The organism is Pseudomonas sp. GCEP-101, from assembly GCF_025133575.1.
GTDB lineage: Bacteria > Pseudomonadota > Gammaproteobacteria > Pseudomonadales > Pseudomonadaceae > Pseudomonas > Pseudomonas nitroreducens_B.
Genome location: NZ_CP104011.1, coordinates 3,838,729 through 3,851,900 on the forward strand (window position 1 = coordinate 3,838,729; position 13,172 = coordinate 3,851,900).

Below are 13,172 nucleotides of genomic sequence, written 5' to 3' on the forward strand. Positions count from 1 at the left end.
ACGAGGAAACAACGATATGAGCGCTTCCCCTGCGCCAGCGAGCGCGCTCAAGCCCAGCCTGGGCGTGCTCGATGTAGTCGCCATCACCGTCTCGGCGGTCACCCCCGCCAGCTCCGTTTTCGTCATCGCACCCTTCGCCGTCCAGCAGGCCGGCAGCGGCGCTTTCCTGGCCTTCGTCTTCGCCGGCTTCCTGGCCCTGATGTTCGCCTGGTGCTACGCCGAACTGGGCCGCGCCCACAGCTCCGCCGGCGGCGAGTACGTCTACGCCAAGCGCGTGTTCGGCGGCCTCGCCGGCTACGCCACCTTCCTCACCGTGCTGGTTTCGCTGCTGTTCATCCCGCCGGTGCTGGCGACCGGCGCGGCGACCTACCTGAACAACGCCCTGGGCACCCGCTTCGATACCCAGACCGTCGCCCTGGTGATCGTCGCCGCCAGCTACGTGCTGGGCATCCTCAACATCCGGGTGAACGCCTGGATCACCGGGGTGTTCCTGCTCTGCGAAGTAGCCGCGCTGCTGGTCATCGTGGTGCTCGGCTTCGGCCACGTCAGCCAGCCGCTGAACGTCCTGCTGCAGCCGCAGCACATCGACGGCGGGATACTGGCCGCTGCGCCCTGGGCGCTGGTGATCGGCGCCGTGGGCACTGCGCTGTTCTCCTACAACGGCTTCGGCGGCGCGGTGCTGCTGGCCGAGGACATGAAGTGCGGCGGGCGCAACGTGCACCGCGCGGTGATCTGGTCGCTGCTGCTGGTGGTGGCCATCGAGATCGTTCCGCTGACGGCGTTGCTGCTGGGCGCGCCGTCGCTCAAGGACATGATCGCCAGCCCCGACCCGGTCGGCTACCTGCTCACCGCCCATGGCAACGAAACGCTGTCGCGGCTGGTCAGCGCGGGCATCTTCCTCTCGGTGTTCAACGCCATCGTCGCCATCGTCATCCAGGTCGGCCGGGTGATCTTCAGCAGCGGCCGCGACGAGCTGTGGACGCCGCTGATGAACCGTGCCTTCACCCGCATCCATCCGCGTTGGGAGTCGCCGTGGATTGCCACGCTGTTCCTCGGCGTGCCCTCGGCGGCGCTGAGCTTCAGTTCGAACCTGGCGGAGCTGACCTCCTTCACCGTGCTGCTGCTGGTGATGGTCTACCTGGTGGTGGCGCTCTGCGCGCTGTTCAGCCGCGTGCTGCGCCGCGACCGCGAGCACCCGTACCGCATGCCGCTGTGGCCGCTGCCGGCGATGCTGGCGGTGCTCGGCGCCGGCTACCTGTTGCTCAACCTGCTACTGGACGCCTCCTCGCGGGACGTCATGATCATTGTCGGGATACTGGCCGTGTCGGTGATTCTCTACAGCACCTACGGCAAGCTCAGCCCGGCCTTCCAGAAATTGTAAGAAGGAGACAGCATGCGCGCTCGTCAACTCGGCATCACCCTCGGCCTGGGTACTCCCGGCGAGTTCAACGCCATTACCGACGTTCCCGGCGTCCGCGTCGGCCACAGCACGCTGATCGGCGAGCGCGACGGCCGCGCCGTGCGCACCGGGGTCACGGTAGTCCAGCCTCGGGCTGGCGCGGCGCGGCGGCAACCCTGCTTCGCCGGCTGCCACGTGCTCAACGGCAACGGCGACGCCACCGGGCTGGAATGGATACGCGAGGCGGGGTTGCTGACCACGCCCATCGCCATCACCAACACCCACAGCGTGGGCACGGTGCGCGATGCGCTGATCGCAGCCGAGCATGCCGAGCTGGCGGACCCGTCCATCTACTGGTGCATGCCGGTGGTGATGGAAACCTATGACGGCCTGCTCAACGACATCTGGGGCCAGCACGTCGGCGCCGAGCAGGTGCGCGAGGCGCTGGCGCAGGTCGAGTCCGGCCCGGTGCGCGAAGGCCCGGTGGGCGGCGGCACGGGGATGATCTGCCACGAGTTCAAGGGCGGCATCGGCACCGCGTCGCGCAAGCTGCCGGCGCAGCAGGGCGGCTGGACCGTGGGGGCGCTGGTGCAGGCCAACCACGGCCAGCGTCGCGAGCTGCGGGTGGACGGTTATCCGGTCGGCCGTCACCTCGGTGATCTGCCGTCACCTTTTGCCGAGCAGGGCACGCCGGGCATGGGCTCCATCGTGGTGATCCTCGCCACCGACGCGCCGCTGTTGCCGCACCAGTGCCAGCGCCTGGCCCAGCGTGCGTCGCTGGGGATCGCTCGCACAGGCGGCGGGACCGACGATTCCAGCGGCGACATCTTCCTCGCCTTCGCCACCGGCAACCACGACCTGCCGCCGGCGGACTACGGGCGCAAGGATCTGCCGCTCGCCACGGCGCTGCAGATGGTCAACAACGACCACATCTCGCCGCTGTTCGCCGCCGCCGCCGAGGCGGTGGAGGAGGCCATCGTCAACGTGCTGCTGGCCGGCAAGGACATGCGCACCGACGACGGCGTGCTGGTGCCGGCGTTGACCGAAGAGCGCCTGCTGGCGGCATTGCGTGAAGCCGGCTGGAGGGGATGACGCGGGGCTTGGGCGGGTTGTAGGAGCGAGCTTGCTCGCGAACGGCTTTTCCGGCGGCTCAGGAGCTGGGCGGGTTCGCGAGCAAGCTCGCTCCTACAAGTTGACTCTGTGCCATGAAAAAAGCCGGAGCTGCTGGGCAGCTCCGGCTTCATCGTTGGTGTAGGAGCGGACTTCGTCCGCGATTGGTCTGCATCGCGCCGGAAACCATCGCGGACGGAGTCCGCTCCTACGCCCAACCTGGAGTCAGTTCGGCGTGTAGATCTGGTCGAACACGCCGCCGTCGGCGAAGTGGGTCTTCTGCACGGTGCGCCAGTCACCGAAGGTCTTCACCACGGAGAAGAAGTCCACCTTCGGGAAACGGTCGGAGAACTTGGCCAGCACCTCCGGGTTGCGCGGGCGCAGGTAGTTGTTGGCGGCGATGGTCTGGCCTTCGTCGGACCACAGGTACTTCAGGTAGGCCTCGGCTTCGGCGCGGGTGCCTTTCTTGTCGACCACCTTGTCGACCACCGCCACTGGCGGCTCGGCTTCGGCGGAAACGCTCGGGTAGACCACCTCGAAACCGCCACGGCCGAACTCGCGGGCGATCATCTCGGCTTCGTTCTCGAAGGTCACCAGCACGTCGCCGATCTGGTTCTGCATGAAGGTGGTGGTCGCCGCGCGGCCGCCGGTATCCAGCACCGGGACGTTCTTGAACAGCTGGCCGACGAAGGTCTTGGCCTTGGCTTCATCCGCGCCATGCTTCTGCGCGTAGCCCCAGGCGGAGAGGTAGGTGTAGCGGCCGTTGCCCGAGGTCTTCGGGTTCGGCACCACCACCTGCACGCCCGGTTTCACCAGGTCGTCCCAGTCCTTCAGGCCCTTGGGGTTGCCCTTGCGCACGATGAATACGGTGGCCGAGGTGAAGGGCGCGCTGTTGTTCGGCAGACGGGTCGCCCAGTCCTTGGGCACCAGGGCGCCGTTGTCGGCTAGGGCGTCGATGTCGGTGGCCTGGTTCATGGTGATGACGTCGGCCGGCAGGCCGTCGATGACCGCGCGAGCCTGTTTGCTGGAACCGCCGTGGGACATCTGGATGGTGATCTTCTCGCCTTTCTCGGCCTCCCAGTGCTTCTGGAAGGCGGCGTTGTAGTCCTTGTAGAAGTCGCGCATCACGTCGTAGGAGACGTTGAGCAGGGGCTGGGCGGCCTGGGCGGCGGAGGCCAGGGCAAGGCCGGCGGCCAGCAGCGAGGCGCTGAACAGACGTTTCACGAGCAGTTCCTTTTGGCAGTGTTGTTGGGTGTCGATTATGCCGACAGGTTATATAGCACTTAAATACTTAAAGGCTATTTGCTTATGCGGGGGCCAGGGTCTGCAGTTCCCCTTCGAGGTTGGCCCGCGCAGGGGCCTCCCAGTCGCGCCGCAGCGTTGGCGTCTGGTAGAGCGGCGCCTGGTCGAGCAGCTGGCGCAGCACCTTCGCCCGTCCCGCGTTGAACAACGCGTCCGGAACCCAGGCATATTCGCGGCGCACGGCGGCCTGGTACTGCGCATACACCGGTGGGGCGCTGGCCAGGATCGACAGGTCGATATCCGCCACCAGCGCGGCATCGCCGGCAAGGTCGCCGGCCTGGTGACAGGTCGCCATGATCAGCGCGTGCAGCACCTCGCCATGCCGGGCCAGACCCCGCTCGGCGAGCCAGCCACAGGCCAGCGCCGCACTGGCGGCCTCGTTGTCGTGGCGCCGGGTGTCGTAGATCACGTCGTGCAGCCACAACGCCAGTTCCACCTGTGCCGGCTGGTCGGCCAGCTCGCGCAGGCGGTCGAAGTGCGCCAGGCAGGCGAGGATGTGCGGCGCGCCGTGGTAATGCCGGTCGCTGCCGCCGTAGTGACGCTCCAGCTCGGCAAAGCTGCCCGGAGGCGCCGTGCCGCCGAGCTGGCGCCAGAGCGATGCCCAGCGCAACGGGTCAAGTGCGCTCATCGGTGCTCCAACAGGGGAAAGGGTTGCCCGGCAGCCTAGCAGGCCTGCCGGGCGTTGACTGCCCTGGCCGTCAGTCCAGCCCGGTGACGTCCAGTTCCTTGGGATACTCGACGCTGAACTTGAAGGTGGTGCTGCGTTTCTCGCCCGGTTTCAGCTGCCAGTCCCACCGCAGCTTGCCGTCGTCCTCGCGGGTGGCTGCCTGGTCTTCGGGCTCCAGCAGGGCGACCTTGATCTGTTCGTTGCGCGACACCGGCAACTGGTCCTTGAACTGCAGGCGCTGCTCGGTCTTGTGGTTGTTCTGCGCCTCGATGCGGAACTCGTAGGTGATGCGCTTGCGCCCGCCGGTGAGGCCGGTGTAGTCGGTGTAGCGGTTGACCAGCTTGCGCTTGATGGCCATGGCTTCGTCGCCGCCCAGGGCCAGCTCGAAGGTCTCGCCCGGCATCACCGCGCGCAGCTGGCCGCTGGCGACGAAGGTGTTGCCCAGGTAGGTGTTGAGGGTGCCGGGCAGCAGCGGATAGTCGCTGGCGTTGCGGGTGTCGGCCTGCAGGTAGGCGGCTTCGCGCAGCGATGGCGTGGCCAGGTAGCGGAAGGTCGCCGGCAGCTTGAACTGGGCAATGGCGACCTTCTGCGAGCTGCCGTCGCTGTTGAGCGTGGCGCGGGTCGGGATGTGGAAGGAAGCGCTGGTGGTGGCGCCGCTGACGTCAGCCACGGCGACGGGCATGTCCGACATTTCCGCCAGGGCGCCGGCGGCGGCCTGTTCGTCGGCGGCGAAGCGCTGCGCCTTCTTCGCCTCCAGCGCCATCATCGGCGCGGCGGGGGCCGGCGCGGGGCGCGGGACCATGACCGTGCGCGGGTCGAAGGTGTCGACGAACCATGGCGAGAGCGCCGGCACGCTGCTGCCCAGGTTCGGGCGGGCGGTGGACAGGGTGAGGTCGACGTCGGTCCAGTCCTCGCCGCTGCTCTGCCGGACGATGCCCTGATAGGTCATCTCGATCTGCTCTTCGCCATCGCGCAGGCGCGCATCGTAGGCCGGCCGCCAGGAGGCGTCGTAGAGCGTGTAGCTCAGTTGCACGCGCACTTGCGCGGGCTTCTCCAGCGCCACGCGAAGGATCGCGCGCTTGTAGTGGGTGCCGTCGCCGGCGAGGTGGCTGCGCTGGTTTTCCAGCTCCTGCCTGCGTTGCTGCAGTGCTTCGCTTTGCTGGTCGAGCTGGCGCTGTTCGTCGAGGAGGCGGCCCAGGTTGCTTTCGCTCATCTGCAGCAGGTTCTTCAGCTCCTCGATGCTCGGCAGCGCCTGGTTCTTCCCTGGCTTGGTGCTGCTGGCCTGGATGTCGGCGAGGAACTGCTTCTGGTTCGCCAGCACGCTGCCGCGGTCGCTGATCTCGCGTTCCTGCCGCTCGATCTCCCGCAACTGCGCGTCGAGCTGTTGCAGGCGGTTGTCCTCCGACGGTGGCGACACCTGGGGCGCGCTGCTGACGTCGAGCAGGGTGGCGGCGGCGCTGGCGGCGAGCGAGGCCTGCAGGCTGTTGTCATCGATGCGCTGGGGCAACTGCTCGAGGGCAATTTCGTGCTGGCCAGCGGGCAATTGCAGGGTGGCGGTGCGGGTGACGATGGCGCGGTCGGTATAGACGGTGACGGCGCTGATGCGGCTGTCGGCTACCTGCGGAGCGGCCAGCAGCGCCGTACTGAACGATGCAGCGGCCATGGCCAGGATCAGAGGGTGGAATCGAAAGGGCATGTGCTCACCTCGGCAAGGCCGTTCCCTGGAAGGCGGCCGGCACTGCGGAACGCCACCATGGCGTCCGTCCATGCTGCGTGTGACGAAGGCGGTGGGCGAAACGGGTTGAGCGGGGGAGGCGCGGATCGGCGGCGGCCGACGAGCGGCGGGCCGAGGGAGGGATGCCGGGGCGTCATTCGCCCCGGCAGGAGCATCAGGCGCGTTCGCCTGCCGGCGGGGCGTCCACGTCGCCTTCGGCGAGGCATGCCGCGGCGGTGAAGAGCACGTCGGTGGAGGAGTTCAGCGCGGTCTCGGCGGAGTCCTGGAGGATGCCGATGATGAAGCCGACCGCTACCACCTGCATCGCCACTTCGCTGGAGATACCGAACAGGCCGCAGGCCAGCGGGATCAGCAGCAGCGAGCCGCCGGCCAAGCCGGAGGCGCCGCAGGCGCAGATCGAGGCCACCACGCTGAGCAGGATGGCGGTGGGCAGGTCCACGGCGATGCCGAGGGTGTGCACCGCCGCCAGGGTCAGCACGCTGATGGTGATCGCGGCGCCGGCCATGTTGATGGTGGCGCCCAGCGGGATCGACACCGAGTAGGTGTCCTCGTGCAGGCCCAGGCGTTCGCACAGCTGCAGGTTGACCGGGATGTTGGCCGCCGAGCTGCGGGTGAAGAAGGCGGTGATGCCGCTTTCGCGCAGGCACATCAGCACCAGCGGGTACGGGTTGCGGCGAATCTTGGCGAAGACGATCAACGGGTTGACCACCAGCGCCACGAAGAGCATGCAGCCCAGCAGCACGGCCAGCAGGTGCAGGTAGCCGATCAGCGCATCGAAGCCGGATTCGGCGATGGTGCCGGCCACCAGGCCGAAGATGCCCAGCGGGGCGAAGGCGATTACCACGCGGACGATCAGGGTGACGCCACCGGCCAGGTCGTCGAGCAGGTCGCGGGTGCTCTGGCGCGCGTGGCGCAGGGCGACGCCCAAGCCGATGGCCCAGGCCAGGATGGCGATGAAATCGGCCTCCAGCAGCGCCTTCACCGGGTTGGTGGTGACGCTGAACAGCAGCGAGCGCAGCACTTCGCCGATGCCGCCGGGCGGCGCCAGTTCGCTGGTCGGCGCGCTCAGCACCAGGGTCGAGGGGAAGGCGAAGCTGGCCATCACCGCGATCACCGCCGCCGAGAAGGTGCCGATCAGGTAGAGCACGAGGATCGGCCGGATGTGCGTGCGCTGGCCCTGCTTGTGGTTGGCGATGGAGGCCATCACCAGCACCAGCACGAGCACCGGCGCCACGGCTTTCAGGGCGGAAATGAACAGCTTGCCGAGCAGGCCGACCGCTGCTGCGCCTTGCGGCCAGAGCAGGGCGAGGGCGATGCCGCAGAGCATGCCGATGAAGATTCGCAGGACCAGGCTGGTGCCCTTGAGTCGCTGCACAAGAGTGGGAGTGGGTAGCGTCATGACGTCTTTCGCTGCTGGAAGTGGGATCGCCCCGGCGAGCCGGGTGCGAAAGGGCGCGGATTATGCCGTCTGAGACCGGGAAATGCGCGGTTACCCGTCGATTGATCCGTCAGGTTGTGCTTCGGCAGGTGTCGGATTGCAGTCTGGCCGCGTGCAGGCGAACCGGCATTGATCCATGCCGGTCGCCCTGGGCATCAGGCGAAAATCAGCCGAGGTCGGCGAAGGCTTCCGGGTCCAGGTCGATGCCGGCGACCCGCTGCACGGCGCCGCGCATGGTCACCTGGAAGTCGTCCTCGACGCGGATCGCCAGGCGGCCGCCGGCCAGTTGCAGGTCGATGCGTTCATCGCACAGGCCGAGCTTGCGCGCCACCGACGCCGCGGCGCAGCTGCTGGTGCCCGAGGAGAGCGTATAGCCGGCGCCGCGCTCCCAGATTTCCACGCGCAAGGCGCTGCGCGACAGCCACTGGACGAACTGCACGTTGGTGCGCCGGGGGAACAGCGGGTGGCGTTCCAGCAGCGGTCCGAGGCGGCAGGCCAGCTCACGGCTGGTCTGCTCGACGAACACCACGCAGTGCGGGTTGCCCATGGACACGGCGTTGATCTTCAGCGCCACGCCGTCGATTTCCAGGGGATAGTCCAGCGCCTCGGGGGCGTCGATCAGCACCGGGATCTTCGCGCAGGCGAACTCGGCGCGGCCCATGGACACCTCCACGGTGCGGCCCTCGTCGGACACCTGGCTGGTGACGGTGCCGCCGGCGGTGACGATGTCGAACGGCTGCCCGGCGACCAGTCCGCAGTCCCACAGGTAGCGGGAGAAGATGCGCAGGCCGTTGCCGCTCTTTTCCGCTTCCGAGCCGTCGGGGTTGAGGATGCGCAGGCCGAAGGCGGCGTCGGTGTGATGGGCGAGAAGGATGCCATCGGAGCCGATGCCGTGGTGGCGGTCGCAGACCCGGCCGATCTGCGCGGCCGTAAGGGCGAACGGCGCGTCGCCGGCGTACACCAGATAGTCGTTGCCCAGGGCCTGGTATTTCACGAAGTTCATGGATGCGATCCGTCGCCGCAAAAGGGCCCTCGACTATACACGGGGGCCGCTGCTTTCCCTTCGCGGATCGAGCAGCAGCGCTTGCAGCGCGCGCTGGCCGAGGATCACCAGCCAGCAGGCGAGGATGAAGGGGGCGGTGAACGCGGGCAGGCCGAGGAGGGCGAAGCAGGGTTGCAGCAGCACCGCCAGGGCGATGCCGCACAGCGGTGCCAGCGGGTGGCGGTAACGCAGCGACAGGGCGATACCGGCCAGCGCGCCGTTGAGCCCGAGCAGGCCGGCCTGGGCCGAGGCGGCCGGCAGGTCGAACAGCGGGGCGAGGGCCAGCGCACCCGCGGCGCCGACCAGGGCCCAGAAGGCGGCGCGGCGCTCCACCAGCAGCAGGCCAAGGGCGATGGTCAGGCCGGCGAGCGGTTCGCCGAGGAAGATCACTTCGCCGAAGCCCCGCGCCGTGGCATCCAGCAGCGGACTGACCGCACCGCAGGAGAGGCAGGCGACGCCGCCCGCCGGCGCGAAGCCCAGCGCCTTGCCCAGCGCCACCGACACCCAGCCCAGCAGCACGAAGGCCGAGGTATAGGCCGGCAGGCCGAAGCGTCGCCGCGACTGGCGCAGCAGCACGGCCTGCACGGCGACGCCGGTGAGGATGGCGGCAACGGTGAGCATCACCAGCCCCAGCGACCACTGGAACTGGAAGGGCAGCAGCAGGCCGATGAGGATCGGGTTGTAGTCGTGCAGGCCGGCGTCGATGTCTGCCTGTGGCTCGCGCACGAAGCGGGCGGTGAGCGGGCCGAGCAGCGCACCCAGCAGCGCGCCGGGGAGCAGCTGCGGCGCGGACCAGGCGATGGTCAGCAGCAGGATCAGGCCGAAGCGGGCGTCGGCTTGCAGGTAGATCTGGCCGAAGCCGATCAGGCGGTTGGGGAGGAGCCGTTTCTGCGAGAAGAGGGTCAGGGGCATTTGGGGTCTGGGCAGTTGAAAGTGACTCCGCAGCGCCTCGTTGGGTGTGGGGCATCGAGGCCCCATCGGCGGGCGCTGCGTGAGAACCGTGTGACGCCGCCATACGGGGCCGCGCCACGGGTTGGGAAAAAGAAAAGAGGCTGCCTGCGGGATCACCGCGAGCAGCCCCGAAAATCCATGGCCAGCATTGGGAGTTGCTGCGTGGGGGCCATGGACCGACAAGCATTCGGTGCTCATGCATTCATCAACAAGGTCAAACCCGGACGGACGGGGACGCGGCCCCGTATTCCCGGCCCCGTCCGTCCGGGAGTGACTCGGTGCGGAGGCACGCGCTTGGGCGTGGCTCCTGAACTCGGTGTTTCTCCTGTTTGCCCTGCCTTCCCTCACCCCAGCCCTGGCTGCGCGCCCCGCTCAGAGGGAGAGGGGGCAGGTCGGCGTGGCCATCAGTCCCGCGCTATACGGCTGACTCCTCGCTGCACCCTTGCTTCAATGAGCGCCACACTTGCTGGCGACTCCGATCAGCTCCCTCTCCCGCTTGAGGAGCGGGGCGCGTAGCCAGGGTTGGGGTGAGGGGCTCTGGCTTTTCTCAAACCTCCAACGCCGGCGCCACCGTCTCGATGCGCAGCATGTTGGTGCTGCCCGGCTGGCCGAACGGCACGCCGGCGGTGATCACCACGGTGTCGCCACGGCGCGCCATGCGCTGGGCCAGGGCGATGTCCAGGGCGGTGGAGCAGATCTCGTCGACGTGGGCGAGCTGTGCGTTGACCACCGAATGGACGCCCCAGGCCACGGTCAGGCGGCGGGCGGATTTCAGTTGCGGCGTCAGGCTGAGGATCGGGGCCTTGGGCCGTTCGCGGGAAGCGCGCAGGGTCGAGGCGCCGGACTCGGTGTAGTTCACCAGCACCGCCACCGGCAGGATGCGGCTGATCCGGCGGATCGCGCAGCTGATGGCGTCGGAGACGGTGGCGTCCGGTTCCGGGCGGTTGATTTCCAGCGTGGCCTGGTAGTCCGGCTCGGCTTCGACCTGGCGGATGATCTTCGCCATCATCTCCACCGCTTCGCGCGGGTACTGGCCCGAGGCGCTCTCGGCGCTGAGCATCACGCAGTCGGCGCCTTCGCTGACGGCGTTGGCGACGTCGGTCACCTCGGCGCGGGTCGGCGCCGGGGAGAAACGCATGGATTCGAGCATCTGGGTCGCCACCACCACCGGGCGGCCGAGCTGGCGGCAGACCTGGATGATGCGCTTCTGGATGCCCGGCACGCTCTCGGCGGGCATCTCCACGCCCAAGTCGCCACGGGCCACCATGATCGCGTCGGACAGCCTGGCGATGGCTTCGATGGACTGCACCGCCGAGGGCTTCTCGATCTTGGCCATGAGGAAGGCCTTGTCGCCGATCAGCCCGCGGGCTTCCTCGATGTCTTCGGGGCGCTGCACGAAGGACAGGGCCACCCAGTCCACGCCCAGCTCCAGGCCGAAGGCCAGGTCGCGGCGGTCCTTGGCGGTCAACGGGCTGAGCTTGAGCACGGCCTCGGGGACGTTGACGCCCTTGCGGTCGGACAGCTCGCCGCTGTTCATCACGCGGGTCTCGATGGCATCGCTGTGGGCGTTGAGTACCTGCAGGCGGATCTTGCCGTCGTCCAGCAGCAGGCTCATGCCCGGCTCCAGCGCCTGGATGATTTCCGGGTGGGGCAGGGTGACGCGCTTGTCGTCGCCCGGTGCATCGTTCAGGTCGAGGGTGAAGGTCTGGCCCTTCTGCAGCTGCACCGCGCCCTCGGCGAAACGACCGACGCGCAGCTTCGGCCCCTGCAGGTCCATGAGGATGCCGATGGGGTAGTTCAGCTCGGCTTCCACTTCGCGCACCCAGGCGAAACGCTGGGCGTGGTCGCTGTATTCGCCGTGGCTGAAGTTCAGGCGGAACAGGTTGGCGCCGGCTTCCACCAGGGCGCGGATGTCCTCGCGGCTTTTGATCGCCGGGCCCAGGGTGGCGAGAATTTTTACTTTCTTATCAGGAGTCATGATCAGGCTCGAGTCAGGTGATTTCGTGGCCAGCGTTGCTGGGTCCGCGGTCGCCAGGCTAGGCGCGGAATGCAGCTAATGGCGTTCCCTTCTCGAGCCTGCATTCTCGAGGACCAGGATGGCGCGGAAGTCGTTGACGTTGGTGCGGGTCGGTTTGGTGATCACCAGGTCGCCCAGTTCGGCGAAGAAGCCGTAGCCGTTGTTGTTGTCGAGCTCGTGCAGCGGGTTCAGGCCGGCCTTGAGGGCGCGGCTGTAGCTGCATGGGCTCATCAGGGCACCGGCGTTGCTTTCCATGCCGTCGATGCCGTCGGTGTCCCCCGCCAGGGCCCAGATGTTCGGTTCACCCTTGAGGTCGGCGGTGAGGCTGAGGAGAAACTCGGCGTTGCGTCCGCCACGGCCGTTGCCGCGCACGGTCACGGTGGTCTCGCCACCGGAGAGGATCAGGCACGGCGCCTTCAGCGGCTGGCCGTGCTTGCGAATCTGCCGGGCGATACCGGCGTGGACCTTGGCCACCTCGCGGGATTCGCCTTCCAGGTCACCCAGGATCAGTGTCGGGATGCCCGCGGCTTCGGCCTTGGCCGCCACGGCGTCGAGGGCATGCTGGGGCGTGGCGATCAGCGTGAAGTGGCTGCGCGAGAGGCATTCGTCGCCGGGCTTGACCGTCTCCGAGCGCGGGTCTTCCAGCCAGGCGCGCACGTTGGCCGGCACGTCGATGGCATAGCGCTTGAGGATCGCCAGCGCATCGGCCGACGTGGTCGGGTCGCCCACCGTGGGGCCGGAGGCGATCACCGTGGCCTCGTCGCCGGGCACATCGGAAATGGCGTAGGTATACACGCTGGCCGGCCAGCAGGCGCGGGCCAGGCGGCCGCCCTTGATGGCCGAGAGGTGCTTGCGCACGCAGTTCATTTCGCTGATGGCGGCGCCGGACTTGAGCAGGGCCTTGTTCACGCTGCGCTTGTCGTCGAGGCTGATGCCTTCGGCCGGCAGGGCGAGCAGGGCGGAGCCGCCGCCGGAGAGCAGGAAGATCACCCGGTCGTTCTCGGTCAGCCCGCTGATCAGCTCCAGCACGCGACGGGCGACGCGTTCCCCGGCGTCGTCCGGCACCGGGTGCGAGGCTTCCACCACTTCGATGCTGCGGCACTGCGCGCCGTAGCCGTAGGGCGCGACCACCAGGCCCTGGACGTCACCCTGCCAGTGCTTCTCGGCGACTTCGGCCATGGCGCCGGCGGCCTTGCCGGCGCCGATGACGATGGTGCGGCCGCCCGTGTCGCTGGGCAGGTGCTGCGCCAGTACCTGGGCCGGGTGCGCGGCGGCGATGGCGGTGTCGAACAGCTCGCGCAGGAAGGCGCGTGGGTCGAGGCTCATGACAGGCTCCGATGATTCTTGTTGTGGTGTTCCATGGCTCAGGCTTCTGCGTGCAGAAGGCTCAGCGATGGAATCGAACACCCCAGCCGGCGAGGCCGTGATTCCCAACGGCCGGGTGTTCGAAGCGCTTTGCAGGGTGGCGGGCGAGGCCACTCCCATAACCTGGCCCGTCACCTTGCTCTCTG

Annotated in this window: 10 protein-coding genes; 2 read left to right on the top strand and 8 right to left on the bottom strand. The window is 68.3% G+C overall.

The window, feature by feature from the left end; translation table 11 throughout:
* Positions 1-16 precede the first annotated feature (16 nt).
* The gene (locus N0B71_RS17640; protein WP_259753962.1) at positions 17-1,381 is read left to right on the top strand and encodes an APC family permease; all 1,365 of its coding nucleotides are present in this window, start codon (positions 17-19) and stop codon (positions 1,379-1,381) included.
* Between the two features lie 12 nt (positions 1,382-1,393).
* The gene (locus N0B71_RS17645; RefSeq protein ID WP_259753963.1) at positions 1,394-2,491 is read left to right on the top strand and encodes a DmpA family aminopeptidase; all 1,098 of its coding nucleotides are present in this window, start codon (positions 1,394-1,396) and stop codon (positions 2,489-2,491) included.
* Positions 2,492-2,734: 243 nt separating this feature from the next.
* Here N0B71_RS17645 and N0B71_RS17650 read toward each other — a convergent pair whose 3' ends face one another.
* The 8 genes from N0B71_RS17650 to N0B71_RS17685 form a co-directional block, all read right to left on the bottom strand.
* Positions 2,735-3,733 carry a sulfate ABC transporter substrate-binding protein gene (locus N0B71_RS17650; RefSeq protein WP_259753964.1) on the bottom strand — a complete coding sequence of 333 codons (999 nt, stop codon included), beginning with the start codon at positions 3,731-3,733 and terminating at the stop codon, positions 2,735-2,737.
* Between the two features lie 82 nt (positions 3,734-3,815).
* Positions 3,816-4,439 carry an HD domain-containing protein gene (locus N0B71_RS17655; RefSeq protein ID WP_259753966.1) on the bottom strand — a complete coding sequence of 208 codons (624 nt, stop codon included), beginning with the start codon at positions 4,437-4,439 and terminating at the stop codon, positions 3,816-3,818.
* Between the two features lie 70 nt (positions 4,440-4,509).
* On the bottom strand, positions 4,510-6,174 hold the full coding sequence (locus N0B71_RS17660; RefSeq protein WP_311197155.1) for a mucoidy inhibitor MuiA family protein: 1,665 nt from the start codon (positions 6,172-6,174) through the stop codon (positions 4,510-4,512).
* 193 nt (positions 6,175-6,367) lie between these two features.
* Positions 6,368-7,612 (bottom strand): serine/threonine transporter SstT, encoded by a 1,245-nt coding sequence (sstT, locus tag N0B71_RS17665; protein ID WP_259753968.1) that lies wholly within the window; start codon positions 7,610-7,612, stop codon positions 6,368-6,370.
* 205 nt (positions 7,613-7,817) lie between these two features.
* Complete coding sequence (gene dapF, locus N0B71_RS17670; protein ID WP_259753969.1) at positions 7,818-8,654, bottom strand: diaminopimelate epimerase; 837 nt, start codon at positions 8,652-8,654, stop codon at positions 7,818-7,820.
* 33 nt (positions 8,655-8,687) lie between these two features.
* Entirely contained in the window at positions 8,688-9,605 is a 918-nt protein-coding gene (locus N0B71_RS17675; protein ID WP_259753970.1) for an urea transporter, read from the bottom strand.
* 586 nt (positions 9,606-10,191) lie between these two features.
* Entirely contained in the window at positions 10,192-11,622 is a 1,431-nt protein-coding gene (gene pyk / locus N0B71_RS17680) for a pyruvate kinase (protein ID WP_259753971.1), read from the bottom strand.
* A gap of 75 nt (positions 11,623-11,697) precedes the next feature.
* Positions 11,698-12,987, bottom strand: a complete 1,290-nt coding sequence (locus N0B71_RS17685; RefSeq protein WP_259753973.1) for a glycerate kinase type-2 family protein — start codon at positions 12,985-12,987, stop codon at positions 11,698-11,700.
* Between the last annotated feature and the right edge of the window lie 185 nt (positions 12,988-13,172).

Bases quoted from the DNA above. Each gene is read 5' to 3' on its own strand.
- N0B71_RS17640 (WP_259753962.1), top strand. From the start codon at position 17: ATGAGCGCTTCCCCTGCGCCAGCGAGCGCGCTCAAGCCCAGCCTGGGC.
- N0B71_RS17645 (WP_259753963.1), top strand. From the start codon at position 1,394: ATGCGCGCTCGTCAACTCGGCATCACCCTCGGCCTGGGTACTCCCGGC.
- N0B71_RS17655 (WP_259753966.1), bottom strand. From the start codon at position 4,439: ATGAGCGCACTTGACCCGTTGCGCTGGGCATCGCTCTGGCGCCAGCTC.
- N0B71_RS17660 (WP_311197155.1), bottom strand. From the start codon at position 6,174: ATGCCCTTTCGATTCCACCCTCTGATCCTGGCCATGGCCGCTGCATCG.
- sstT (WP_259753968.1), bottom strand. From the start codon at position 7,612: ATGACGCTACCCACTCCCACTCTTGTGCAGCGACTCAAGGGCACCAGC.
- dapF (WP_259753969.1), bottom strand. From the start codon at position 8,654: ATGAACTTCGTGAAATACCAGGCCCTGGGCAACGACTATCTGGTGTAC.
- N0B71_RS17675 (WP_259753970.1), bottom strand. From the start codon at position 9,605: ATGCCCCTGACCCTCTTCTCGCAGAAACGGCTCCTCCCCAACCGCCTG.
- pyk (WP_259753971.1), bottom strand. From the start codon at position 11,622: ATGACTCCTGATAAGAAAGTAAAAATTCTCGCCACCCTGGGCCCGGCG.
- N0B71_RS17685 (WP_259753973.1), bottom strand. From the start codon at position 12,987: ATGAGCCTCGACCCACGCGCCTTCCTGCGCGAGCTGTTCGACACCGCC.